Here is a 24,288-nt window from a genome sequence, read left to right as displayed (position 1 = left end):
TTTCAGGACTTGAGGATGGCGGCGCTCCAGGGCGCCAGTGCGAGGGCCGCGCCGTCCAGCGCGGTCCCCTCATCAGTGGCCAGGAGGACGCTGCCGGCAGCCTCCTCCAGCCGGGCCTTCGAGTCCGAGAAGTTCACCAGCACCTCAACGGATCCGCGCCGGAACCGCAACCAGCCCGCGTCGTCGTCGGACGAAACCTCTGTCTCGCCGAAGCCGAGCCCCGCCAGGTCGGGATGCTCGCGGCGCAGCGCCGTCAGCGACCGGTACAACTCCAGGAGCCGCGCGTGGTCACCCGTAGATGCCTCGGCCCAGTCCAGCTTGGACCGGCGGAAGGTTTCCGGGTCCTGGGGGTCGGGCACGACGGCGGGATCCCACCCCATGCGCTCAAACTCCCTGATGCGCCCTTCCGCGGTGGCCTTTCCGAGCTCCGGTTCGGGGTGGGACGTGAAGAACTGCCACGGTGTGGAGGCGCCGTATTCCTCGCCCATGAACAGCATGGGAGTGAACGGCGAGGTCAACGTGAGGACCGCGGCCACTGCCAGCTGCCCGTAGGACAGGGACTGCGAAAGCCTGTCGCCGGTGGCCCGGTTGCCGATCTGGTCGTGGTTCTGGTTGCAGACCACCAATGCTGCCGGGTGGACCAGCGAGGCGTTGATGGGCCGGCCGTGGTGCCGCCCGCGGAAGCTTGAGTAGCTGCCGTCGTGCAGGAACCCGTCCTTCAGCACCTTGGCCAGCACCGCAAGGGATTCGAAGTCCGAGTAGTAGCCGGTGGTTTCGCCGCTGACGCTGACATGGACTGCGTGGTGGAAGTCGTCGCTCCACTGCCCTGCCAGGCCGTACCCGTTGGCGTCCCGCGGGTAGATGAGCCGCGGATTGTTCAGATCCGACTCCGCGATCAGGGTCTTGGGCAGACCTGTCTCAGCCGCAACGGCGTCGCCCAAAGCCCCCATGTCCTCCAGGATGTGCACGGCCCGCTCGTCCCGGAGTGCGTGCACCGCGTCGAGGCGGAGCCCGTCCACGTGGTAGTCCCTGAGCCAGAGGGCCAGATTGTCCAGGATGTACTCGCGCACCACATCCGAGCCGGGCCCGTCCAGGTTCACGGAATCGCCCCAGGTGTTGGCGTCGCCCTGCTTGAGGTACGGGCCGAACTTGGGGAGGTAGTTGCCGCTGGGTCCCAGGTGGTTATAGACCACGTCCTGGATGACGCCGAGCCCCGCTGCGTGCGCGGCATCAACGAACCGCTGGTACGCAGCCGGGCCCCCGTAGCCTTCGTGCACGGTGTACCACTGGACGCCGTCGTAGCCCCAGTTGTGGGTCCCGTTGAATCCGTTGACCGGCAGCAGTTCCACGAAGTCGATGCCCAGGTCCGCCAGGTAGCCCAGCTTCTCCACGGCGGCGTCCAGGGTTCCCTCGGGCGTGAAGGTTCCTACGTGGAGCTCGTAGATCACAGCACCCTGCAGGTCCTTGCCGCCCCAGCCGGAATCCTGCCACGCGTAGGCGGCGGGATCGTAGGTCCGGGACTGCTCGTGCACCCCGGCGGGGAGCCTGCGGGACCGCGGGTCCGGGATGGGGGTGGTGTCCCCGTCCAGCAGGTAGCCGTAGTCAACGTCGCCGTCCGCCGGGGCGTCGGGCGCCGTCCACCATCCTTCGGTTCCCGGCGCTGTTTCCTTCTTCTGCATGGTGTACTGCCTGCCGTCGGCCAGCAGCACCACCGATGAAGCGTCCGGCGCCCACACGTCGAAGCGTTCGGGGCCAACGTTGACCAGGGTCATGCTTTCTCTCCGTCCACGGGTGCCAGCAGGGCCACCGGGTAGGTACCCAGGACCTCTGCCACCGAAACCTGGCCGGGGCCGTGAGTGGCTCCGGTGAGTTCGTCGCGCATGGCAGTGGAAAGGTCGACGGCGGTGTCCCGCCATCCGCCGCCGGCTTCCAGTCCGGCGGGGAGCCGGGTTGCAAGCGTGAGGGCGCCGGAGGAGGCATCGGTTCCGCGGGCGAACGCAAGCAGGTGCGCGGCGGCCGCGCCGGTGGCTGCCACGGGCGCGTACCCCTGGAACAGCTCGGGCCGGTCCCGGCGCAGGCGCAGTGCCCGGGAGGTGACCAGAAGCTTGCTGGCCTCGGTGCCCGCGGCCGGCAACGTTCCGGCGTCGAGCTTTGCCAGCTCAGCCTGACGTGCGCCGAAGTCCACGGGGCGGCGGTTGTCCGGGTCGGTCAGGGACCGTTCCCAGAACTCGCTGCCTTGGTACACGTCAGGGACGCCGGGCATGGTCAGCTGGACCAGTTTGGCGGACACCGAGTTGGTGGCGGAGAGGGCGTCGATGCGGGCCACGAAATCGTCAACCACCTTGGAAACCTTGGCGTCGTCGAAGACTGCATCAACGGCAGCCTTCACCTTGGACTCAAAGTCTTCGTTGGGTTCGGTCCACGTCGTGGAGTTGCCTGCTTCCCGGGCAGCCTTTTCCGCATAGCCCTGCAGCCGTTCCCGGCTTGCCGGCCAGGCCCCGACGATCGCCTGCCACAGCAGGTTTTCGTACGGACCGTCCGGAATGGGCGCCAGGCCACGGAGCGTCTCCAGTGTTTCCGCCCACTCCTGCGGCAGTTCGGCGATAACCGAGATCCGGGCCCGGGCGTCCTCGCTGCGCTTGGTGTCATGGGTGGACAGCGTGGTCATGGACAACGGCAGCTCCTGCTGGCGCCGCTGCATCCGCTGGTGGAATGCCTCCGGCGCCACGGCGAACTCGGTGGGTTCGGCGCCCACCTCGGTCAGGGTGCCCAGGCGTGTGTAGCGGTAGAACGCGGTGTCCTCCACACCCTTGGCCATGACCATGCCGGAGGTCTGCTGGAACCGGATGGCGATGGGATTGGCAGGGTCCAGCAGCAGCGGAAGGAGGGTTCCCACCGCCACTTCCAGGTCCGGCCGGTGCGCCGCGGCGGACTCGCAGGCCTCCTTGAGGACGTCGGCGCCGACCGGCAGGTACGACCGGTACACCGGGAAGGATGCGATGATTTCCGCGACGCCGTCCGCTGCCTGGTCCACGCTGAGTCCGTGGGACTCGGGAACCAGCCGGGCCAGCCGCAGCACCTCCGAGCGCAGGATGCCGTCGGCAATCATGCGCTTGGTGCCCCGAATCATGCCTGCGTAGTCCGCGGGTTCGGCAGTCCCCCGCAACGAGGCGTCCAGTGCGTCCAGGGCCTGCTGCCCTGCCGGGTCCACGAAGACCCGGTCCACGTCCGCCAGCGCGTCATATCCGGTGGTGCCTTCGCAGGCGAACTCCTGGGGCAGGACCTCGCCTGGTTCAAGGATCTTTTCCACCAGGACGTACGCGCCGCCGCTGAGGTCCTTGAGCCAGCGGAGGTAGCCGGCGGGATCGGCCAGCCCGTCCGGGTGGTCCACGCGGAGCCCGTCCACCAGGTCCTCGGTGAACCAGCGGCCCACTTCGGCATGAGCCTCCTGGAAGACCGAGGGCTCCTCCACCCGGATGCCGGCGAGCGTGGTGACGGCAAAGAAGCGCCGGTAGTTCAGCTCGGCGTCGGCACGGCGCCAGTCCATCAGCTGGTAGTGCTGGCGGCTGTGGACGTCCTGCGGGGAGTCACCCTCGGTGTAGGTGCCCTCGGCCAGAGGGAAGCGGTGGTCGTAGTAGCGCAGTTCGCCGTCCTTGACCTCGAGCTTGTCCAGGTCGGCGTCCGAGCCCAGCATGGGCAGCCGGACCTTTCCGCCGCCCAGGTCCCAGTCGACGTCGAAGGCTTCGGCGTAGGGCGAGCCCCGCCCGTCACGAAGCAGGGACCACCACCACGGGTTCTGCGGCGGGGAAGCCACGCCCACGTGGTTGGGCACAATGTCCACCAGGACGCCCATGCCGTGCTCGCGGGCCGCCCTGGACAGGGCCAGCAGGCCTTCCGGGCCGCCGCGGTCCGGGTCCACGGCGGAGGGATCGGTCACGTCGTAGCCGTGGTCCGAGCCCTTCTCCGCGGTGAGGATGGGTGACAAGTACACCCAGTCCACACCGAGGTCCTTCAGGTACGGAACCTTTTCGGCGGCGTCGAACAGGGTGAAGCTGCTGCGGATCTGCAAACGGTATGTGGAGACCGGGGTCCTCATGCCTTGGTTGCCTTTGCCTCGCTCGCTTCCGCCGCTTTGGTCTGGGCCTCCACCATCTCCTCCTGGGCTTCCTCGTGCTCGGCCATGGAGGCCAGGGAAGCCGCAGCGGAGTAGTCAACCTCTGCCTCGGGGCCGGAGTAGGCGCGCAGCACCACCATCGACTTTGCCTCAAGCTTCAGCGTGGCGCCGGCCTTGAGCGGTTCGTAGTCGTCAGCCTGGGCTGCGGTGTCGAACTGGACCTCCCAGTACTGCGAGTACTCGTCAGCGGGCAGGCAGAAGTCCACAACGTCGTCGTGCGCGTTGAAGGCCATGATGAAGCTGTCGTCGGTGATCCGGCGGCCGCGGGAATCCTGCTCCTGGATGCCGTCTCCGTTGTAGAACACACCGATGGTCCGGCCGAAACCGCTCCCCCAGTCCTCGGGCAGCATTTCGGTGCCGTCGGTCTTCAGCCAGACGATGTCCGGCAGCTTCTCGCCTTCACCACGGCGTACGGGCCGGCCGTCGAAGAACCGGCTGCGGCGGAATGTGGGGTGGTCGTGCCGGAGCTTGTTGACGAAGGCGGTGAACTCCACCAGCGGCTGGTCCATGGCTTCCCAGTGAATCCAGCTGAGCTCGGAGTCCTGGCAGTACGTGTTGTTGTTGCCCTGCTGGGTACGGCCCAGTTCGTCGCCGTGCAGCAGCATAGGGACGCCCTGGGAGAGCAGCAGCGTGGCAATGAAGTTGCGCTGCTGGCGGGCCCGCAGCGTCAGGACCTTGTCGTCATCGGTGTCGCCTTCAACGCCGCAGTTCCACGAGCGGTTGTGCGATTCGCCGTCGTTGTTGCCTTCGCCGTTGGCGTCGTTGTGCTTCTCGTTGTACGAGACCAGGTCACGCATGGTGAAGCCGTCGTGGGCGGTGACGAAGTTGATCGAGGCCACCGGGCGCCGGGCGGAGCTCTCGTAGAGGTCGGCGGAGCCGGTCAGGCGGGACGCGAATTCGCCCAGGGTGGAAGGCTCGCCGCGCCAGAAGTCGCGGACGGTGTCGCGGTACTTGCCGTTCCATTCCGTCCACTGCGGCGGGAAGTTGCCCACCTGGTAGCCACCGGGGCCCACGTCCCACGGCTCGGCGATCAGCTTGACCTGGGAAACTACCGGGTCCTGCTGGATGAGTTCGAAGAAGGTGGAGAGCTTGTCCACGTCGTAGAACTCGCGGGCCAGGGTGGAGGCGAGGTCGAAGCGGAACCCGTCCACGTGCATCTCGGTGACCCAGTACCGGAGGGAATCCATCAGCAGCTGCAGGGAGTGGGGGTGGCGCACGTTCAGCGAGTTTCCGGTGCCGGTGTAGTCCATGTAGTGCTTGAGGTCGTTGTCCACCAGGCGGTAGTAGGCCTGGTTGTCGATGCCCTTGAAGGACAGCGTGGGGCCCAGGTGGTTGCCTTCGGCGGTGTGGTTGTAGACGACGTCGAGGATCACTTCGATGCCGGCGCGGTGCAGGTCGCGGACCATGGCCTTGAATTCCTGGACCTGGTGCCCCACGTCGCCGGTTGCGCTGTAGGTGTTCTGCGGGGCGAAGAAACCGATGGTGTTGTAGCCCCAGTAGTTGTTGAGCCCCTTCTCCACCAGGGTGCCGTCGTTGACGAACTGGTGGACGGGCATGAGCTCAATGGCGGTGACGCCGAGCTTCTTCATGTGCTCGATGACCGCGGGGTGCGCCACACCGGCGTAGGTGCCGCGCTGCTCTTCGGGGATTTCCGGGTGCAGCTCAGTGAGGCCCTTGACGTGGGCTTCGTAGATGACTGACTCGTGGTACGGGATCTTGAGCTGGCGGTCGCCGTCCCATTCGAAGAACGGGTTGATGACCACGCCGTGCATGGTGTGCGGCGCGGAGTCGGCGTCGTTGCGGGAGTCGGGATCGCCGAATTCGTAGGAGAAGAGCGAAGGGTCCCAGTCGATCTGGCCCTGGATGGCCTTGGCGTAGGGGTCCATGAGCAGCTTGTTCGGGTTGAATCGGTTACCGCTCGCGGGATCGTACGGTCCGTGGACCCGGTAACCGTACTTCTGGCCGGGCTGGATGTGCGGCAGGTAGCAGTGCCACACGTAGCCGTCCACCTCGGTCAGTTCGATCCGGGTTTCGGTCATGTCATCGGCCAGGAGGCAGAGTTCGACCCGCTCGGCCCGTTCGCTGAACAGGGCGAAATTGGTGCCGGTGCCGTCAAAGGTAGCTCCCAGCGGGTAGGCGGTTCCAGGCCAGACTTCCATCGTGCTCCTCATTTATTGGTCAGCAGCAGAGGACATCCGAACGCCCCTACTGCTGGTGCGAACTAATGCCTACCGTAGTGGTTGGCTGTGACTATTACGTTTCCAGGCTCCAGAGTTACTAAGCATGCTGACTTTACCCCAGATTTCGGGTAGGGCATCCGCAATGCGGCCCGCGGTGATCGGCCCGCCGGACACGGCCTCCGACGCCGCCCTCCCGGCCCGGCCATGCAAAGCAGTCCCCAGCGCGGCGATGGCAGCCCACCGCCCGTCCGCAGCGATGCCCGCCTTACTGAAGCGGCCGACGTCGGACCCCGTCTGGGCAAGCAACGCACCGATGACGCCTGCCAGCACATCCCCGCTGCCGGCCGTGGCGAGCCAGGCCGTGCCGTCCGCCTGGCTGAAGGTGGTGCCCCAGGGTGCGGACACGAGGGTGGTGGCGCCCTTGAGCAGGACGGTGGCCCCGGTGCGCTCGGCCGCATGGCGGACAGCACCCAGCGTTCCGGCTTCCACCGCCTCCCGGTCCTCCCCGTGGCCCAGTCGCTGGAACAGCGACGCGAGCTCGCCGGCGTGCGGGGTCAGCACCACGTGCGGGGCGAGCATGGCGGGCAGCGCGGGCAGCGCACCGGCGTCGGCCACGACGGGAAGGTCCGACGCAATCGCTTCCCGTGCGCGGGTCAGTTGTTCGTGGTCCCGTGGCCCCATGCCCGAGCCCACCAGCCAGGCCTGCACGCGGTTTTCAGCCACGGTTCCCGTGCTGCAGACAACCTCCGGGCAGGACAGCCGGACCAGGTGGGCCACCGACGGCGGGCCGAGGTACCTGACCATGCCCACGCCTGCGGCCAGCGCGCCACGGCACGCGAGCACGGCGGCGCCAGGGTAATCCTCGGATCCGGCCACCACCCCCAGCACGCCACGGGAGTACTTCTGCGCCCGCCTGGCGGGATGCGGCAGGAGGCGGGCAATGTCGGCATCCTCAAGCCGGCGCAGGGACGGCTGCGGCAGGTGCTCGTCGATTCCGATCGGCACAATCAGGACGCGGCCGGCATGGTCTGCCCCGGGATCGGCCAGGAGGCCGGCTTTGGCTCCCCCGAAAGTCACGGTCAGGTCGGCCGGCAGGACCGGAGCCACCGCCGCCCCGGTATCGGCGTCCACGCCGCTGGGGAGGTCGCAGGCCACCACCACGCCCTGCCTGTCCTTGTCAGTGATAGCGCGGACCAGGTCCGCCGCATTCTCCCGCAGGCCGCCTTTGGCGCCCGTGCCCAGCACGGCGTCAATTACGACGTCGGCCCCTGCGGCTTCCGCTGCGAGTCCCGGGAGTGCCGCTTCGGTGAGCCGGTGCACCCGGCCGCCGGCGCGCTCAAACGCTGCCAGGCCCGCCGGATGCGCGGCATTCCCGGTGAGTACCGCCGTCGTACGCATTCCGCGGGCGGCCAGGAAGGAGGCGGCGTAGAGCCCGTCACCGCCGTTGTTGCCCGTGCCCACCAGCACCACCACACTGGCGCCGTTCAGGCGGTCCCGGTGGGACTTGAGTTCGTGGACGACGGCTTTGGCCAGGCCGTGCGCGGCGCGGTGCATGAGCACGTCGCCCAGCCCGGCGGCCATGAGGGGTTCCTCGGCTGCCCGGACCTGTGTTCCGGTGTAGGCGCTGATCATGCGGCGGCGGCCGGGTCAGCCCTCGGCCAGGACCGTGGCGGTGGCGATGCCGCCGTCGTGGCTGATGGACAGGTGCCAGCGTTTGACGCCCTTGGCCTCGGCAACCGCCAGGACGGTGCCTTTGACCTGGACGGTGGGCCCGTTCTGGTCGAGGCCGATCCAGCAGTCCTGCCAGTTCATGCCGGCAGGCGCACCTAGGACTTTGGCCACAGCTTCCTTTGCGGCGAACCTGGCGGCCAGGGACCGGGTGTTCAGTTCCCGTTCCGCGGGCACGAACAGGCGGTCCCTCAGGCCCGGCGTCCGTTCCAGCTGGCGGCCGAAGCGCTCGATGTCTACTACGTCTACCCCAATGCCAACGATCATGCGGTTCATTCTACGGGGGTGCCCCCGACTGGAAGCCGGCATGCACACCGGTCACCCGTGCTGTCCGCCATCAGCGGAAAAGCGTGACTTTTAGGCTGATCGCGCGAAGCGCACCCTGAAATCCCGGGGCTTCCGTGGCTGAGGCGTGCCAAATGTTACGCAAACCCGTTCGGCTGGCGGTGTCAGAACGGAAGCCCCAGGCCGCTTGGGCCTGGGGCTTCCATGTCCTGCGAAGAGCCTGCTATTCGACGGTGACGCTCTTGGCGAGGTTGCGGGGCTGGTCCACGTCGTAGCCCTTGGCTGCTGCGAGTTCGGCGGCGAAGATCTGCAGCGGGACGGTGGTCAGCAGGGGCATGAGCAGGGTGGGGGTTTCCGGGACGTAGAAGACGTACTCGGCGTAGGCCTTGACGGCTTCGTCGCCTTCCTCGGCGATGACCAGGGTCCGGGCACCGCGGGCGCGGACTTCCTGGATGTTGGAGACCACCTTGGCGTGCAGCGAGTCGCGGCCGCGCGGGGACGGGACCACCACGAACACCGGCTGGCCGTCGTCGATAAGGGCGATGGGGCCGTGCTTGAGCTCACCGGCGGCGAAGCCTTCGGCGTGGATGTACGCGATTTCCTTGAGCTTCAGCGCGCCTTCCAGGGCCACGGGGTAGCCCACGTGGCGGCCCAGGAACAGCACCGATTTCTCGTTGGCCATGGACCGGGCCAGTTCGCGCAGCGGGCCGGCGCTGTCCAGGATGGTCTGGATCTTGGCGGGGATCTTGTTCAGGTCCGCCAGGACGTCCTTGATCTGGCCTGAGAAGATGTTCCCGCGCAGCTGAGCCAGGTACAGGCCCAGCAGGTACGCGGCGGTGATCTGGGCCAGGAACGCCTTGGTGGAGGCCACCGCGATCTCGGGGCCGGCGTGCGTGTACAGCACGGCGTCGGATTCCCGCGGGATGGTGGAGCCGTTGGTGTTGCAGATCGAGATGGTCTTGGCGCCCTGTTCCCGGGCGTACCGGACGGCCATCAGGGTGTCCATGGTCTCGCCGGACTGGCTGATGGAGACCACCAGGGTGTTCTCGTCCAGGATCGGGTCCCGGTAGCGGAACTCGTGCGCGAGCTCCACCTCGGTGGGAATCCGGCACCAGTTCTCGATCGCGTACTTGGCCACGGTCCCGGCGTACGCGGCGGTGCCGCAGGCCAGCACGATGATCTTGTTGACCTGCTTCAGCAGCTCAGGATCGATCCGCAGCTCATCCAGGGTCAGCTTGCCGTCCAGGTCAGACCGGCCCAGCAGGGTCTGCGCCACGGCGTCGGGCTGGTCATTGATTTCCTTCTCCATGAAGGAGGAGAAACCGCCCTTTTCAGCCGAGGCCGGGTCCCAGTCCACGTGGTATTCCTTGCCCTGGGCCGGGTTGCCGAAGAAATCGGTGATCGCCACACTGTCAGCGGTGATCGTGACGATCTGGTCCTGGCCCAGCTCCACGGCGCGGCGGGTGTAGTCGATGAACCCGGACACGTCAGAGCCCAGGAAGTTCTCCCCCTCGCCCAGGCCCACCACCAGCGGTGAGTTGCGGCGGGCGGCCACGACGACGTCGGGCTGGTCCGCGTGCACCGCCAGCAGGGTAAAGGCGCCCTCCAGGCGCTGGCAGGCCAGCTCCATGGCGCGGGTGAGGCCGCCGTTGGCCGGGTCGCCGCCCAGCTGGTTGCGGAGGATGTCAGCCAGCAACGCGGCAGCGACCTCGGTGTCCGTCTCGGACAGGAAGGTGACGCCCTTTTCCAGCAGCTCCTGCTTGAGCTCGGCGAAGTTTTCGATGATGCCGTTGTGGATCACCGCGAGCTTGCCGCCGTCAGCCAGGTGCGGGTGCGCGTTGCGGTCCGTCGGGCCGCCGTGCGTGGCCCAGCGCGTGTGGCCGATACCAGTCAGGGTCTCAGGCAGCGGCCGGGCCTCCAGCTCATTAATGAGGTTGCTCAGCTTCCCGGACTTCTTCCGCGACTCGATAGCCCCATCGGACACCACAGCCACACCGGCAGAGTCATAACCGCGGTACTCCAGACGGCGCAGTCCCTCCAGGACTACGTCCAGCGCACTGTGACCATTAATCCCACCGTCAACCGAACGGCCTACGTAACCCACGATTCCACACATAAGCACAAGACTATCGGCAGCGTGCCTGTTGCTCTAAACGGGAAGGCCGCGCTTCCGGGCATCCGGGACCGGCGCCCCCGCGCTGGGCTGTTGCCGACCCACTGAGCAGGGGCGTCATTTCGCGATGGGGCGGACCCGGGGCAGAATCTTTAGCGTGACTTCGCAACGCAATGAAGCGAACGGGGAGGGTGCCTCGCCGTTCGTGGAGCTGGACCGGCACACCTGGTCCCGGCTCGCAGCCCAGATGGAACAGCCCCTTAATGAAGAGGACGTGCTGCGCCTTCGCGGGCTTGGCGACCCCCTGGACATCAAAGAAGTCAGGGATGTGTACCTGCCGCTGTCCCGTCTCCTGCATCTGTATGTGGAGGCTGCCGGGCAGCTACACGCGGCCACCACTACGTTCCTGGGCGAGCAGACCCAGCGCACCCCTTTCGTGATCGGGGTTGCCGGTTCCGTTGCCGTGGGCAAGTCCACCATTGCCCGCGTGCTGCGCGAGATGCTTCGCCGCTGGCCCGGCACACCCAATGTGGAGCTGATCACCACCGACGGGTTCCTCTACCCCCTGGCTGAGCTGAAGCGCCGTCAGCTGCTGGACCGGAAGGGTTTCCCGGAGTCCTACGACCGCCGGGCGCTGCTGCGCTTCGTGAGTGAGATCAAGGGCGGTGCCGAGGAAGTGCGGGCGCCCTGGTATTCCCACGTCACCTACGACATTGTTCCCGGCAGGGAGGTAGTGGTCCGCCGCCCGGACGTGCTGATCGTGGAGGGCCTGAACGTGCTGGCCCCTGCCCGTCCCCGGCAGGACGGCCGGCAGGGCTTGGCCTTGAGCGACTTTTTCGACTTCTCCATCTACGTGGACGCCAAGACCTCCTACATCGAGGAGTGGTACGTGGACCGGTTCCGGAAGCTGCGGAGCACCGCGTTCGCGCAGCCGGAGTCCTACTTCCACCGTTACGCCACCCTCTCCGACGAGGAGGCCGAGAGCACCGCCCGGGATATCTGGAAGCGGATCAACGAGCCCAACCTGGAGGAGAACGTCCTGCCCACGCGCGGCCGGGCCCAGCTGGTGCTGACCAAAGAGGCGGACCACTCCATCCGGCGCATGCTCCTCCGGAAGGTGTAGCACAGGTGTGCTACCAATGCGGGTCCTCCACCCGGCGCAGCTTCACGCGCTTCCTCGCAGCGGGGGCCGGGCTGACTGTCCTGTCAGCCTGCACGCCCGAGGCGCCCAAGGTGGTGCCGTCGTCGTCCGCTGCTTCTTCCTCCCCTGCCGCCGTTACTGATTCCCCGGGCGCGACCCCGGAGGTCGCCACCGTGGGCTCGTCACCGGAGGCGCCGTCCCCGTCGCCTTCGGCCACGCTGGCGCGGCAGTTTTCGCTTGACGACCCGACCAGCCAGTGGGTCATCGTCAACAAGCACCGGCCCCTGAAGCCGGCGGACTATGTGCCGGCCGATTTGGTGCGTCCCGCCGTCGCCATTTCCGCTGCGGGTGAGGCGGCGCTGTTGAACAGCACGACGGCGGCGGCCGCCGAGGCGATGTTCGCGGCGGCCGGGCGGGACGGCGTGGCGATGGTGCTGGCCAGCGGCTACCGCTCGTACACCACGCAGGTGACCACCTACAACGGGTACGTCGCCGCACGGGGACAGGCCGACGCCGACACCGCCAGTGCGCGTCCCGGCCATTCGGAGCACCAGACCGGGTGGGCGTTCGACATCGGGGACGGCGGTGGCGCCTGCAGTTTCCAGCCGTGTTTCGCCGACCAGCCGGCAGCCACCTGGGCGAAGGCGAACGCGAACCGGTTCGGGTTCGTGGTGCGGTACCCGTGGATGCTGCACCCCATCACGGGGTACTACTACGAGCCGTGGCACCTGCGGTACGTGGGGGTGGAGGCGGCCACGGATATGTTGAACCGCGGGATCGGGACGCTGGAGGAATACTTCGGGCTCGAAGCGGCGCCGGGGTATCCGTAGGGGCGTGCGCTAGGTTGGATTCCATGCTGACTGGATTCAAGAACTTCATCATGAAGGGCAATGTGGTTGACCTTGCCGTCGCCGTTGTCATGGGTACTGCGTTCGGCGCGGTGGTGACGGCGCTGGTGAACAAGGTGCTGATGCCATTCATCTCCGGGCTGGTTGGCGCGCCCAACTTCGACAGCTTCGCAAGGGTGCAGATGAACGGCAACGCCATCGAGTTCGGGGTGCTGCTGACCGCAATAGTGAATTTCCTGCTGATTGCCGCGGCCATCTACTTTGTGGTGGTGATGCCGATGAACATCATGATCGAGCGACGCAACCGCAGGCTGGGAATCAACAACGACGTGAAGAAGGATGCCGCCGAGGATCCGCAGGTTGCGCTCCTGACCGAGATCCGGGATGCGCTGAAGGAGCGCGCGCTCTAGGCCGTTTGTTACCCGCGAAGTGGCCCGGCTCCTTGTTGGGAGGCGGGCCACTCTGCGCTTGGGTTGGATTGCTGCGGTTCGCCTAGCTTGAGGCCAGCTCCAGCGCGAGTTCGGTCCGGACCACGTGGGCCAGGTGTTCGGCGATGGACTGGGCGGTCTCTTCGTCCGCTGCCTCCACCATCACGCGCACAACCGGCTCGGTGCCGGACGGCCGGAGCAGGACGCGGCCGGTTTCGCCGAGCGCTGCTTCCGCCGCCGCAACGGCCTGAGCCAGGACGTCGCTGCTGCCCACCCTGCTGCGGTCAACGCCCTTGACGTTGATGAGGACCTGCGGGAGCTTGGTCATGACCGTGGCCAGTTCCTTGAGCGGCTTCTTGGTCAGGGCCACCTGCGCGGCGAGCTGCAGCCCGGTGAGGAGGCCGTCGCCGGTCGTGGCATGGTCGGAGAAGATAACGTGGCCGGACTGTTCGCCGCCCAGGTTGTAGCCGCCGTCGCGCATGCCTTCGAGGACGTAGCGGTCCCCCACTGCTGTTTCCAGGATGGTGATGCCGGCGTCGCGGAGGGCGATCTTGAGGCCCAGGTTGCTCATGACGGTGGCTACCAGGACGTCGTCCTTGAGCCTGCCGGACTTTTTCAAGGCGACAGCGAGGATGGCCATGATCTGGTCGCCGTCCACTTCATTGCCCTCGTGATCCACGGCCAGGCAGCGGTCGGCGTCGCCGTCGTGCGCGATTCCCAGGTCCGCGCCGTACTTCACCACGGATTCCTTGAGGGGGCCCAGGTGGGTGGAGCCCACACCGTCGTTGATGTTCAGGCCGTCAGGATCCGCGCCGATAACGATGACGTCGGCGCCGGCGTCCTTGAAGAGCTGGGGCGAGCAGCCGCTCGCGGCGCCGTTGGCGCAGTCCAGCACCACCGTGAGGCCGTCCAGGCGGTGCGGAAGGGTGCGGAGCAGGTGGACGATGTAGCGGTCCTCTGCGTCGGAGAAGCGCTGGATGCGGCCCACGTCGGCGCCGGTGGGGCGGACTGCTTCCTTGCCCATCTGGGCTTCGATGGCGTCCTCCACCTCGTCGGGCAGCTTCTGGCCGCCGCGGGCAAAGAACTTGATGCCGTTGTCCGGTGCCGGGTTGTGGGACGCGGAGATCATGACGCCGAAGTCGGCATCCAGGTCCGCCACGAGGTAGGCGGCGGCGGGCGTGGGCAGGACGCCTGCGTCATAGACGTCGATACCCGAGCTGGAGAGGCCGGCCTCCACCGCAGCGGCGATGAATTCGCCGCTGGCGCGCGGGTCACGGGCCAGCACGGCACGGGGCCTTGAATCGTTGGAGTTGCGGTCGTGGCCGAGCACGACGGCGGCCGCCTGGGCCAGCTGCAGGGCCAGCTCCGCTGTCAGCAGGCCGTTGGCCAAGCCCCGGACACCATCAGTTCCAAATAATCTAGACACCGGACAAGTCTAGAGGATGGGTGCAGGGGCTTTGGGGGCGGGTCCTTCAAGGGCGGCGATCTATCTACGGCCGGGCCGTCAGAAGCTGCGGCGCTCGGCGAACCTTGCTGCCCACAAGATGGCCGACGCGTCCAGCAAGTATGTGGGCCGGCCGTTCGGCAAACCGAAAGAATAATTCGGTCGCAGCCAATGAGGGTGGAACGGCCAAGGCCGTAAGGAGCAACGGGTTCGAAATATGAGAGACGAAGCCGATCGATACCACGATCGGCTCGTGAACCAAATACAGGCTGAAGGATCGGGTGCCAATCCATTGCAGGATTCGATGGTTGCCTGCACTGGCTACGGGCGGGCAGGCAATGAAGGCGAACACCAATAGCGAACCCCCGATGCACGCCATGCATATCACCGTGGGAAGTTGCGGGAATAGCCACCGCGAGGCCAGGAGCAGCAATGAGGACGCAATGAGGCCAATCCATTTGACTCGACTGAGAGTGCGTCCGAATTGTTCCAGCGAGTTCCTCCGCACGGCCATGAGTACACCGATGCCGAACATGGACATGTAAACGATGGCCGGGAGATAGGTGACCGTTCCGACAGCGATCAACGAAAAAAGCGTCAGAAGGCACGGCAGCCAAGCATTTCTAATCCGCAACACCAAAACCACATAAAGAGGGAGCGTTAAGGAGAACAACATTTCCCACTGCAGTGACCAGAGTGGCGAATTGAGTGAGTCTGCACCACCAAGGAGGACGCCGTCAACAAACACATTCGGAGACTCATCATGAATGAGCAGCCAGGCGCTAAGGTCCGGACTTCCCGTGCGCGGAACGATCCACGCCAAGAGCACCGCAACGGCCAAAGACGCCCAGACTGGAAGGTAGATCCGGACAAATCGCTTTGCATAGTACGCCCGCCAGGTTGGCTGTGAAACTCCCATGAAGGGGAGCGTGAGAACAAATCCGGAAAGAATAAAAAAAACGTAAACCGCCTCGGTGCCCGCCCATAGCAAATGCAGGGGCGTGAAGGTCATCCACCATACCCACGGTTCAATGTGTTCCGTGTCCACACGGGCAACGGCGAGGGAAAGGCTCGGTGAGACCAGGAAGCAGTGGTGAATCACCACTACTGCGGCGGCCAGTCCCCTTAGCCCGTCAAGTGCGCCGTAGCGGGTAGACCCGCGATTCGCTTCTTCATCCCCCATGCGCCCTGATCGTAGTGGTGCGGTGGTGGGCGGGCCCCAGTAGTAGCTACCTGCTTCAAAGTATGGCTGGCTAGGTAGACTACTTGATTCTTCTGTCCGGTACGTGTCTTTACCAAAAGGACTCGCGGCCGGCGTTGGCCAGCCCTAATCTCTGATGCATGACACCTAGCTATGGGGGCTTGGCGCTCGAAATTGTAGTACCGGTTTTCAATGAGGAAGCCGTACTCGAACACAGCATCTTAAGGCTCTCCGAATATCTCTCACAGGAAATGCCGTCGACATGGAAGATAACCATTGCCGACAACGCAAGCACCGACAGGACTCCGGCGATTGCTGCCCGGCTCAGCGAGCAACTGCCAAATGTCGAGTATCGCCGCCTCGAGGTCAAAGGGCGTGGTTTCGCGCTTCGCGATGCTTGGAGCGTTTCGGAGGCAAAGGTCTTGGCCTACTTGGACGTGGACCTGTCCACGGATCTTGCCGCACTCCCGCCGCTTGTAGCGCCCCTGCTGTCGGGGCATTCGGACCTTTCCATCGGTACAAGGCTGGGTCAGAGCTCACGCGTCAGTCGCGGTCCGAAGCGGGAATTTATTTCGCGCTCCTATAACTTCCTGCTCCGCCGGACGATGCAGGTCCGGTTCTCCGATGCGCAATGCGGATTTAAGGCAATACGGGCCGACGTCGCTAAGCGTTTGCTCCCGCATGTGGAAGATAACGGCTGGTTCTTCGATACTGAGTTGTTGATCATCGCTGAACGCTCGGGGCTGCGGATCCACGAAATCCCGGTCGACTGGATTGATGACCCCGATAGCCGGGTCAACATCAAACAAACTGCCCTGGATGATCTTCGCGGGATGGTTCGCGTCGCTGGTTCTCTGGTGAGAGGTTCGATTCCCGTCCAGGCAATCTATGCCGAACTCGGTCGCGGGCCGATAGTCCCACCGGGCCGTCCCAGCTTTTTCGGCCAAGTGGTCAGGTTCGGCCTCGTTGGCGTTATTTCAACCCTTGCGTTCGCATTGTTGTATTTGGTTCTCCAAGGACCCTTTGGCGCACAACAGGCCAATTTCCTTGCCCTGTTGCTGACGGCCGTTGGCAACACTGCCGCGAACAGGCGGTTCACCTTCGGCATTAGCGGCCCAGTGAAGCTGTTTACCCAACAGTTCCAGGGCCTTGTGGTCTTCCTTCTGGCGTGGGCTATTACGTCCTCGGCACTGCTGGTCCTGCACACGGTGAATTTGGACCCAGCCCCAAGCACCGAACTCTTGGTCCTGACCGCCGCCAACGTCTTCGCCACATTGCTGCGGTTCGTGCTTCTTCGCCTTTGGGTGTTCAGGGTTCGTCGCAGTGACGGACATTCGGCCCATCTGGCTTTCCGGCCTGTTGGACAGTCAGTCCGTTGAGCATCAAAGAGGCGAACCGGGTTCTTGCCCCCGCCGGCCCGATTGCCCGGAATCACGCAAGGTGGGAGCGCATGGCCTTGGCCGGGTTGTTGGCCGCGACCGCCACGTCTTTCCTCTGGGCCTTGGACCGCAATGGATGGGCCAATCCTTACTATTCCGCCGCAGCGCTGGCCGGGTCCCAAGACTGGAAGGCCTTCTTCTTCGGTTCCCTCGACGCGGGGAACCTCATCACCGTTGACAAGCCGCCGCTGAGCATCTGGATCATGGCGTTGTCGGTCCGGCTTTTTGGCCTCAATTCCTGGTCTCTTCTTGTGCCGCAAGCCCTGATGGGCATAGCCACCACGTGGCTTATCTACAAGATCATCCGCCGAAACCATGCGGCCGCGCCGGCACTGCTGGGCGGCCTAATTTATGCGACCACGCCGGTAGTCGTCCTCATGTCCAGGTACAACAACCCAGAACCCCTCATGGGCCTGCTGACGGTCGCCGCAACGTACTTCATCGTCCGCGCCAACGAAAGCAACCGCTGGTCATGGTTTCTCCTGTCAGGAACGGCTTTGGGGCTTGGATTCATGGCGAAACAGATCCAAGCCTTCCTGCCAATTCCCGCCTTTGTCCTGGCGATCGTTCTCTGCGGCGCGGGAACAATCGGATCACGGATATGGCGGCTCCTGGGTTTCCTCGGTGCTCTAATCGTCAGCGGCGGCTGGTGGCTCATAGTGGTCGACCTCATCCCCGCAGGAAGCAGGCCGTATATCGGCGGTTCTGCTACGAACAGCATGCTCGAACTCACCATCGACTACAACGGACTGGCCAGGTTCCTGCGTTTCAGCACCAATCCCGCGACGGGCGCTACACCGACACCTGAAGACCTCTCACCGAGTTCCTACGACGGCGGACTCAGCCGGCTGTTCAATGCAAACTTTGCCCCGGAGGGGGCATGGCTGCTGTTTACTGCCCTCACGTGCACGCTCGCCTTGGTGATGTTGTGGCGAGAGTCGGGCCACGTTTCGAAGTCAAAGACCGGATTATTGACGATCTCCGTCACCTGGCTCGCAACCACCTATACCGTATTGAGCTTCATGGGCACCATGACACATACGTACTACGTATTTTCCCTGGCCGCCCCGATAGCGCTGGTCATCCCGATGGGCGTCGCCCTGTTGTGGACACTCCGTGGCCGGTTGATCCCTCGGGCAATGGGCGTTGTCTTGTTGTTGGGAACAGGCTACGTGGCGACACGGATTTTTGAATACAGTAACGGTTGGGGCAGCTGGCCAGTCAGCGCAATCGCGATAACGCTTTTGGCGGCGGCAGGCTGGCTCCTGGCTGAATCCAGGATTCAAGTCCGGCTCACGCTGGTGCTCATCGGGCTCGTACTGATTTGGGGTCCGCTGGCAACGGACACGATCACGCTTTCCACACCCCACTTTGGGACAAACCCTTTGTCCGGGCCCGTGAGCAACAATCCGGGAACACTCTCAGCACACCTTGACGCCGCGCGCCGCGGCGATCCGCCTCTTGCCCGCCAACTTGGGTTTGGTGCAGAACCATCGCCGGCAGTGACTGCGCTGCTGCAGAACGCGACGGAGTCCGAATGGGCCGCAGCCACCTACACAGCCCAGAACGCAGCGCAATATCAATTGTCATCGCAGCGCCCGGTAATCGCACTGGGAGGTTGGCTGGGCACCGACCCCGCTCCGACTCTTGACCAGTTCAAATCCTTGGTGTCGAGTAAGCGCATCGCCTATTTCATCTGGCAGCAAACAATCGTTGACGGTATACCCCTCGGCCGGGACGCCGCCGCTACCACGGAGTGGGTTCAGTCGAACTTCAAGGGGGAGAACGTTGACGGCGTCACTATCTACAACCTTCGGGGCTGACTATAAAGAGGAGGCCATACGGTTTCTTCGTGGAGTGATAAGGGGACGTCCCCAAAATCCAGTGTGGGAGCGGCCGGCGTTGCTGCTCATTTTGGTGTTGAACGGGATTTTCCACTTTTGGAACCTGGGAATCAACGGCTGGGCTAACTACTTCTACAGTGCAGCAGTCCAGTCCGGCACGCAGAACTTGGGTTCCGCATTTTTCGGGTCCTCGGACTGGGGCAATTCCATTACCGTTGACAAGCCGCCACTCAGCTTGTGGGTTATGGAGATTTCCACGAAGATGTTCGGATTTACGCCCATCGGAATATTGGCGCCACAAGCAATTATGGGCGTTACATCTACACTGCTCATTTACGTCATCGTTCGTAAGAATTTTCCGGCGATACCTGCACTTTTTGCTGCCGCCGTATTCTTCACCACGCCGATCGTGGTCTTGATGTCTCGGTATAACAACCCGGATCCTCTCATGCTTCTGCTGATGCTTGTCTCCGTGTATGCGGTACAGCATGCGATCGAGTCGAACCGGTTGAGGTATCTCATCCTCACCGGCGTCGCGGTGGGTCTGGCTTTCATGACCAAACAGCTTCAAGGGCTCTTGGTCCTCCCGAGCGTAAGTGTTGCGTATCTGTTCTGGGGCAACGCGGCCTGGTCCAGGAGGCTGAAGAATTTCGCCATTTCAGGTGCTGTGATGGTTTTTACCGGCGGTTTCTGGATGACGTTAGTAGACCTGATCCCTGCGGGAAAGCGGCCTTACGTCGGAGGCTCACAGTCCAACAGCGTGCTGGAACTGACTTGGGCCTACAACGGGGTGGACCGCATAGTGGGGACCGACGCTGGTCCAGTCGCAAACCTGATACCCGAACAGTTCAGGCAGGTGGATTCGGACGCTGGGCTTACGCGGCTTCTTAATGCGAACTACGGCCAGGAAATCGGATGGATGCTGCCTGCCGCGATTATCGGCGCACTTTTGACAGCTTTTAGCTGGAGGTTGCTACCCCGCGAAGGTGGAGCAAGGGCCTTGGCCTTTGTGGCCATCACTTGGTTCCTGGGCACCTACCTCGTCCTGAGCTTTATGGGAAATCAGATCCACACCTACTACACGGAGGCGCTCTCGGCGCCGCTGGCCCTCACCCTCGGTGTTGCCAGCGCAATCTATTTGCAGCACCACCGGCTGATTGTGGTCAGAGTGGTAGCAGCGGCTGGCATCCTGGCTACGGCGGTGTGCACTTGGCTCATCCTGAGCAGCGTGGTTGGCTGGCCGGAGTGGCTTGACAATGGAATCATGCTCCTAGGAGCTCTCGGCGCAGCGCTGTCGGTTGTCCGGCCCCCGGCCCGCTGGCTTGAGGTGGGGGCGGCAAGCGTAGCGGTGGCGGCCATGTTGGCGGGGCCCCTCCTTACATCAGCCCTCAATACAACACTCCCACAGAACGGTTCCAACCCCGTTTCCGGGCAGCTGACGAAGAGCCAAACGAGCATCAATCGCTTTCTGGATGACATGAAACATGGGAACCCCGCTTGGGCGTATGACGTTGCCTTTGGCCAGACGCCAAACACCGCCATTCTCGACAAACTTACGGCTTCTTCTGGAACGTGCCTTTGGGCGGCCGCCACCACAGCCTCGCAGACAGCCGCACGACTCCAGCTTGAGGCTGGCCGACCGGTCATGCCGCTCGGTGGATTCGCCGGGACAGACCCGTCACCCACCCTCCAGGCTTTCAAAGACCACGTAGAGGACGGAAAGATCTGCTACTTCCTGCCCCAGGACGAGTTTTTGGCAACACAGTCAAAGGCAAGCACGGTGAGTGACATTTCAGACTGGGTAAAAAGGCATTTTGACCTCGAGGTGATAAATGGACAGGGCATTTACGACCTGTCCAAACGCATCATGTGAGCACTAAAACCTATTCTAGTCGAGGGGCTTGATGCGTCTGCTGCCGGACTCGCGATCCGGTGGATCGTCTCAAGGATGTCCGGCGCGCAGAAAAGCCCGCCCCGCCAAGTGGCGGGACGGGCTTCTGTGCAAGCGGGTTTAGCGCTTGGAGTACTGCTGGGCCTTGCGGGCCTTCTTGAGACCGGCCTTCTTACGCTCGATGACACGGGCGTCGCGGGACAGGTAACCGGCCTTCTTCAGCGTGGCGCGGTTGTTCTCGACGTCGATCTCGTTCAGCGAACGGGCGATGCCGAGGCGCAGTGCACCGGCCTGACCGGAGATGCCGCCACCGTGGATGCGGGCGATGACATCGTAGGCGCCTTCGAGATCCAGGATCTTGAAGGGCTCGTTGACGTCCTGCTGGTGCAGCTTGTTTGGGAAGTAGTTGTCCAGCGCACGGCCGTTGATGGTCCACTTGCCCGAGCCGGGCACAACGCGGACGCGTGCCACGGCTTCCTTGCGGCGGCCAACGGCTGCGCCGGCGACGGTCAGGGCCGGGCGCTCCTTCTTCGGCGCAGCTTCGGCAGCTGAGCTTTCAGAGGTGTAGCTGGTCAGGTTTTCCTCGGCCTCGACGACCTCGGTGGTCTCTTCGTTCTGAGCCACGATTCTCCTTGTATAGATAAGTTGTTTGGTGGCCAGGACTACTGGGCGACCTGGGTGATTTCGAAAGTCTTGGGCTGCTGGGCGGCGTGGGGGTGCTCTGCACCGCGGTACACCTTCAGCTTGCCCAGCTGCTGGGCAGCGAGGGAGTTCTTGGGGAGCATGCCCTTGATGGCCTTCTCAACGGCGCGGACCGGGTTGGATTCCAGGAGTTCCGCGTAGTTGACGGAGGTCAGGCCGCCCGGGTAGCCGGAGTGGCGGTATGCGCGCTTCTGCTCCAGCTTGGCGCCGGTCAGGGCTACCTTCTCAGCGTTGATGATGATGACAAAGTCGCCCATGTCCATGTGGGATGCGAAAGTGGCCTTGTGCTTGCCGCGCAGCAGGATTGCGGTCTGGCTTGCAAGACGACCAAGGACAACGTCGGTGGCGTCAATGACGTGCCACTGGCGGTTGATATCGCCGGGCTTCGGGGTGTACGTACGCACGGTGTTTGCCTCGTTCTTGTTCTGGCGTTCTTGTTTAGGTGTCGCTAGCTCGCGCACCTACTGTCTGCGCGCTACCGGAACAGAGGTGAGGGCTCCATGTAACCAGTCATCCTGAAGTTCCGAATGTGCACGTTGAGTAGCTATCCTGCAACCGGATTCTCAAGCGGGCACGCACCATCGGAATAGGACACGCACAACGACTACCAAGATTAGCGCGTCAGGGGGTTCAGGGTCAAAATGGGGTAGCAGACGGCCAGCACATCGCGCGTCGGCCCGACCAACCGAGGGGGCGCAGTGGTATCAGCAGGGGGCGGCGGCTCGGCCGGTTTGCTCATGGTCGTTTCCCTTGGCCTCCTGGGGTGCCTCCTCTCCCCCGTGGCTGAGATCCTCATTGCCAGGCTGCTCCCGCGGCTGGGCGGCCTCCCAACGCCGCGCGCGCGGATCACGACGGCGGCAGTCACCGGCGGCGCCTGCGTCGCCTTCGTCCTGCGCTTTGGCACTCCACCGGGCCTGTCGGCCCTAATCCTCCTTGCAGTACTCGGCGTTCAACTTGCCAGGGTGGATATTGCGCTGCATTTATTGCCCAACCAGCTCGTATTCATTCTCTTAGTCGCCGGCATTGTCCTGTTGGGAGCTCCCCTCATATTTAGTCAGCAACCTGATGACTTCGTCCGCGCCCTCTTCAGCGCGGTCATTTTGTTTGCCGTCTACCTTATTTTGGCGTTGATTTCCCCTGGCGGCATCGGCATGGGCGATGTGAAACTGGCGGCACCCGTCGGCCTTTACCTCGGGTACCTAGGTTGGAGCCAACTGCTCTATGGAGGCCTTCTGGGCTTCATCGTGAACGGGGTCACCACAGCGGTGTTCCTCGGCGGAAAACGCCGGAATACGGCCAAGGAAGTGCCGCACGGCCCCGCCATGCTTGGCGCCCTGGCCCTCACTGCCCTGCTCATCCAGTAGCAGGAACTGCAGCCGAGCGACTCCTTGCGCTCGGGTTGAAGCGCGCCCATCCAAGTAGTCGATGGAGCAGGGTGATCGCACCCTAGGTACCTTTCCGAGTATTCGAGTACGTCCTTTCGGCGCGCCGCCTAAAAGTCGAGTACCACTACGCATTGTTGCCCTCCGGCGTAAATGACAATCTCTTCTTAGCGAAGTCCAGCCGCTAAGGATTCATGGGGGCAGCTGGAAATTCGTTGAAATAAAAATCAATTCAATTTCACCGAATTAAGGAAAATACAATGACTTCTCTCATGGTCTCGATGATGGCATTCGTTGCCGGCGTCAAGGATCGTTTCTCCTCTGAAAAGGGAGCGACCGCCACGGAGTACTCGCTGCTCGTCGCGTTCATTGCTTTGCTCATTATCGTCGGCGTCACCGCCTTTGGCGGTGCCCTCAACACCTGGTTCTCGAGCCTGGGATCCAAGGTCGGCACCTGGTAGTTGGCCGCCTCAACAGTGCGCCGCGTCCCTGTAGCCCAGCGGGCGCGGCGCACTTCTTGGTAGCCGGACAGCATTCTCCGGCTGCGACTTAGTGATCGCCTGGGGCGATCAGCCGGCGCATCAGCGACCGTGCCAAAACAAGAATTTAGGGACAGAAATGACTTCATTCATGGTCTCCGTACTCGCCTTCGTCGCGAGCTGCAAGGAGCGCATCTCCTCGGAAAAGGGTGCAACCGCGACAGAGTATTCGCTCCTCGTGGCGTTCATCGCACTCCTCATCATCATCGGCGTTACTGCCTTCGGCACAGCGCTGAACAACTGGTTCTCCAGCCTGGGCTCGACAGTCGGCACCTGGTAGCCACCCCAATTTTCGGATGTGCCGCACCAATTGCGGCACGTCCGAAATCGCAATCAACTTCGGGGGATCCGTTGAAGAAGATCCGCAAAGAAAACACGGAACACAAAAGTCGTGGCGCCGTTGCTGTGGAGTTCGCGCTGGTGGCTCCCATCCTCCTGGCCGTCGTAGTAGGCATCGTCGAGTTCGCCAATGCCTATAACGCCCAGATTTCCGTAACCCAAGCCGCTCGCGAGGCCGCGAGGACTATGGCTGTCAAGAACAGTCAAACCGACGCAAAAGCCGCCGCAGTCGCCGGGGCGCCGGGTCTTAGCGGCCCGTTCAGCTACACGTTCTCCCCCACGGCCTGCACACCGGACACCACGATGAAGGTAACGATTACCTACAGCGCGCCAACGATGACAGGCCTGTTTGGATCGTCAGTCGGATTGACCGGAGTAGGAGCCATGCGATGCGGCGGATGAATCTGAATCGCGAAGCCGCCGAGCGGGGTGCCGCTGGTGTCCTAGTGGCTGTGATGATGTTGGTTCTATTAGGTGCTGGCGCCCTCGCGGTCGACACAGGCCAGATATACGCGGAACGGGCACAGCTGCAGAATGCCGCAGACGCCGGGGCTCTGGCTGCGGTGGACCTTTGCGCAGCCTCAGGCTGCTCCCAAGCCAGCGCTGTTGC

Annotated in this window: 20 protein-coding genes and 1 pseudogene; 11 read left to right on the top strand and 10 right to left on the bottom strand. The window is 63.9% G+C overall.

All coding sequences use genetic code 11. The features are described 5' to 3' along the window. Positions 1–2: 2 nt before the first annotated feature. From treZ to glmS, 6 genes are all read right to left on the bottom strand, one after another. Positions 3–1,772 carry a malto-oligosyltrehalose trehalohydrolase gene (gene treZ, locus IEW19_RS06725; RefSeq protein WP_188570881.1) on the bottom strand — a complete coding sequence of 590 codons (1,770 nt, stop codon included), beginning with the start codon at positions 1,770–1,772 and terminating at the stop codon, positions 3–5. Beyond that, complete coding sequence (gene treY / locus IEW19_RS06720) at positions 1,769–4,096, bottom strand: malto-oligosyltrehalose synthase (protein ID WP_188570880.1); 2,328 nt, start codon at positions 4,094–4,096, stop codon at positions 1,769–1,771. The genes treZ and treY overlap by 4 nt, the downstream gene beginning before the upstream one ends. Continuing rightward, positions 4,093–6,333 (bottom strand): glycogen debranching protein GlgX, encoded by a 2,241-nt coding sequence (glgX, locus tag IEW19_RS06715; RefSeq protein ID WP_188570879.1) that lies wholly within the window; start codon positions 6,331–6,333, stop codon positions 4,093–4,095. The genes treY and glgX overlap by 4 nt, the downstream gene beginning before the upstream one ends. 69 nt (positions 6,334–6,402) lie before the next feature. Further along, the gene (locus IEW19_RS06710) at positions 6,403–7,986 is read right to left on the bottom strand and encodes an NAD(P)H-hydrate epimerase (RefSeq protein ID WP_188570878.1); all 1,584 of its coding nucleotides are present in this window, start codon (positions 7,984–7,986) and stop codon (positions 6,403–6,405) included. A 15-nt stretch (positions 7,987–8,001) separates the two neighbouring features. Next, a complete protein-coding gene (locus IEW19_RS06705) occupies positions 8,002–8,349 on the bottom strand; it encodes a holo-ACP synthase (RefSeq protein WP_018760400.1) in 348 nt (115 codons plus the stop codon). 241 nt (positions 8,350–8,590) lie between these two features. Further along, positions 8,591–10,483, bottom strand: a complete 1,893-nt coding sequence (gene glmS, locus IEW19_RS06700) for a glutamine--fructose-6-phosphate transaminase (isomerizing) (RefSeq protein ID WP_188570877.1) — start codon at positions 10,481–10,483, stop codon at positions 8,591–8,593. 124 nt (positions 10,484–10,607) lie between these two features. On the opposite strand from glmS, the gene coaA reads away from it, so the two are divergent. The 3 genes from coaA to mscL are packed head-to-tail and all read left to right on the top strand — an operon-like array spanning position 10,608 to position 12,879. Continuing rightward, positions 10,608–11,603, top strand: a complete 996-nt coding sequence (gene coaA, locus IEW19_RS06695) for a type I pantothenate kinase (protein ID WP_188570876.1) — start codon at positions 10,608–10,610, stop codon at positions 11,601–11,603. Positions 11,604–11,608: 5 nt separating this feature from the next. After that, complete coding sequence (locus IEW19_RS06690; protein ID WP_188570875.1) at positions 11,609–12,451, top strand: M15 family metallopeptidase; 843 nt, start codon at positions 11,609–11,611, stop codon at positions 12,449–12,451. A 23-nt stretch (positions 12,452–12,474) separates the two neighbouring features. Next, positions 12,475–12,879 carry a large conductance mechanosensitive channel protein MscL gene (mscL, locus tag IEW19_RS06685; protein ID WP_188570874.1) on the top strand — a complete coding sequence of 135 codons (405 nt, stop codon included), beginning with the start codon at positions 12,475–12,477 and terminating at the stop codon, positions 12,877–12,879. Positions 12,880–12,961: 82 nt separating this feature from the next. Here the strand turns inward: mscL and glmM are convergent, their stop codons facing one another. Then, a complete protein-coding gene (gene glmM / locus IEW19_RS06680) occupies positions 12,962–14,323 on the bottom strand; it encodes a phosphoglucosamine mutase (protein ID WP_188570873.1) in 1,362 nt (453 codons plus the stop codon). A gap of 64 nt (positions 14,324–14,387) precedes the next feature. Then, positions 14,388–15,524 carry an acyltransferase family protein gene (locus IEW19_RS06675; RefSeq protein ID WP_188570872.1) on the bottom strand — a complete coding sequence of 379 codons (1,137 nt, stop codon included), beginning with the start codon at positions 15,522–15,524 and terminating at the stop codon, positions 14,388–14,390. A 158-nt stretch (positions 15,525–15,682) separates the two neighbouring features. Here IEW19_RS06675 and IEW19_RS06670 point away from each other — a divergent pair, with 158 nt between their 5' ends. The 3 genes from IEW19_RS06670 (at position 15,683) to IEW19_RS06660 (ending at position 20,698) form a co-directional block, all read left to right on the top strand. Continuing rightward, positions 15,683–16,921: a bifunctional glycosyltransferase family 2/GtrA family protein gene (locus IEW19_RS06670; protein WP_188570871.1), complete on the top strand. Its 1,239-nt coding sequence runs from the start codon at positions 15,683–15,685 to the stop codon at positions 16,919–16,921. 71 nt (positions 16,922–16,992) lie between these two features. Further along, positions 16,993–18,804 (top strand): ArnT family glycosyltransferase, encoded by a 1,812-nt coding sequence (locus tag IEW19_RS06665; protein ID WP_188570870.1) that lies wholly within the window; start codon positions 16,993–16,995, stop codon positions 18,802–18,804. Between the two features lie 79 nt (positions 18,805–18,883). Beyond that, positions 18,884–20,698: an ArnT family glycosyltransferase gene (locus IEW19_RS06660; RefSeq protein ID WP_188570869.1), complete on the top strand. Its 1,815-nt coding sequence runs from the start codon at positions 18,884–18,886 to the stop codon at positions 20,696–20,698. A gap of 138 nt (positions 20,699–20,836) precedes the next feature. On the opposite strand, the gene rpsI is transcribed toward IEW19_RS06660, so the two are convergent. Both rpsI and rplM read right to left on the bottom strand, forming a co-directional pair. Further along, positions 20,837–21,340, bottom strand: a complete 504-nt coding sequence (gene rpsI / locus IEW19_RS06655; RefSeq protein ID WP_188570868.1) for a 30S ribosomal protein S9 — start codon at positions 21,338–21,340, stop codon at positions 20,837–20,839. A gap of 38 nt (positions 21,341–21,378) precedes the next feature. Then, positions 21,379–21,822 (bottom strand): 50S ribosomal protein L13, encoded by a 444-nt coding sequence (rplM, locus tag IEW19_RS06650; RefSeq protein WP_015937805.1) that lies wholly within the window; start codon positions 21,820–21,822, stop codon positions 21,379–21,381. A 294-nt stretch (positions 21,823–22,116) separates the two neighbouring features. On the opposite strand from rplM, the gene IEW19_RS06645 reads away from it, so the two are divergent. The 5 genes and pseudogenes from IEW19_RS06645 to IEW19_RS23910 form a co-directional block, all read left to right on the top strand. After that, the gene (locus IEW19_RS06645) at positions 22,117–22,782 is read left to right on the top strand and encodes a prepilin peptidase (protein WP_373283568.1); all 666 of its coding nucleotides are present in this window, start codon (positions 22,117–22,119) and stop codon (positions 22,780–22,782) included. A gap of 278 nt (positions 22,783–23,060) precedes the next feature. Next, positions 23,061–23,261 carry a Flp family type IVb pilin gene (locus IEW19_RS06640; protein WP_188570867.1) on the top strand — a complete coding sequence of 67 codons (201 nt, stop codon included), beginning with the start codon at positions 23,061–23,063 and terminating at the stop codon, positions 23,259–23,261. A 157-nt stretch (positions 23,262–23,418) separates the two neighbouring features. Next, on the top strand, positions 23,419–23,619 hold the full coding sequence (locus IEW19_RS06635) for a Flp family type IVb pilin (RefSeq protein WP_188570866.1): 201 nt from the start codon (positions 23,419–23,421) through the stop codon (positions 23,617–23,619). 71 nt (positions 23,620–23,690) lie between these two features. Continuing rightward, the gene (locus tag IEW19_RS06630; RefSeq protein WP_188570865.1) at positions 23,691–24,080 is read left to right on the top strand and encodes a TadE family protein; all 390 of its coding nucleotides are present in this window, start codon (positions 23,691–23,693) and stop codon (positions 24,078–24,080) included. After that, a pseudogene (locus tag IEW19_RS23910) lies at positions 24,068–24,232 on the top strand (pilus assembly protein TadG-related protein); the annotation flags it as partial. The gene IEW19_RS06630 and the pseudogene IEW19_RS23910, both read left to right, overlap by 13 nt. Between the last annotated feature and the right edge of the window lie 56 nt (positions 24,233–24,288).

It is taken from the genome of Arthrobacter liuii, assembly GCF_014639275.1.
Lineage (GTDB): Bacteria > Actinomycetota > Actinomycetes > Actinomycetales > Micrococcaceae > Arthrobacter > Arthrobacter liuii.
Note: the sequence above shows the minus strand (reverse complement) of the source record. Positions and strands in the feature narration are given on the sequence as shown.

Coding starts and splice junctions, on each gene's coding strand:
- treZ (WP_188570881.1), bottom strand. CDS start 1,772: ATGACCCTGGTCAACGTTGGCCCCGAACGCTTCGACGTGTGGGCGCCG.
- treY (WP_188570880.1), bottom strand. CDS start 4,096: ATGAGGACCCCGGTCTCCACATACCGTTTGCAGATCCGCAGCAGCTTC.
- glgX (WP_188570879.1), bottom strand. CDS start 6,333: ATGGAAGTCTGGCCTGGAACCGCCTACCCGCTGGGAGCTACCTTTGAC.
- IEW19_RS06710 (WP_188570878.1), bottom strand. CDS start 7,986: ATGATCAGCGCCTACACCGGAACACAGGTCCGGGCAGCCGAGGAACCC.
- IEW19_RS06705 (WP_018760400.1), bottom strand. CDS start 8,349: ATGATCGTTGGCATTGGGGTAGACGTAGTAGACATCGAGCGCTTCGGC.
- glmS (WP_188570877.1), bottom strand. CDS start 10,483: ATGTGTGGAATCGTGGGTTACGTAGGCCGTTCGGTTGACGGTGGGATT.
- coaA (WP_188570876.1), top strand. CDS start 10,608: ATGGGGCGGACCCGGGGCAGAATCTTTAGCGTGACTTCGCAACGCAAT.
- mscL (WP_188570874.1), top strand. CDS start 12,475: ATGCTGACTGGATTCAAGAACTTCATCATGAAGGGCAATGTGGTTGAC.
- IEW19_RS06675 (WP_188570872.1), bottom strand. CDS start 15,524: ATGGGGGATGAAGAAGCGAATCGCGGGTCTACCCGCTACGGCGCACTT.
- IEW19_RS06670 (WP_188570871.1), top strand. CDS start 15,683: ATGACACCTAGCTATGGGGGCTTGGCGCTCGAAATTGTAGTACCGGTT.
- IEW19_RS06665 (WP_188570870.1), top strand. CDS start 16,993: ATGGCCTTGGCCGGGTTGTTGGCCGCGACCGCCACGTCTTTCCTCTGG.
- IEW19_RS06640 (WP_188570867.1), top strand. CDS start 23,061: ATGACTTCTCTCATGGTCTCGATGATGGCATTCGTTGCCGGCGTCAAG.
- IEW19_RS06635 (WP_188570866.1), top strand. CDS start 23,419: ATGACTTCATTCATGGTCTCCGTACTCGCCTTCGTCGCGAGCTGCAAG.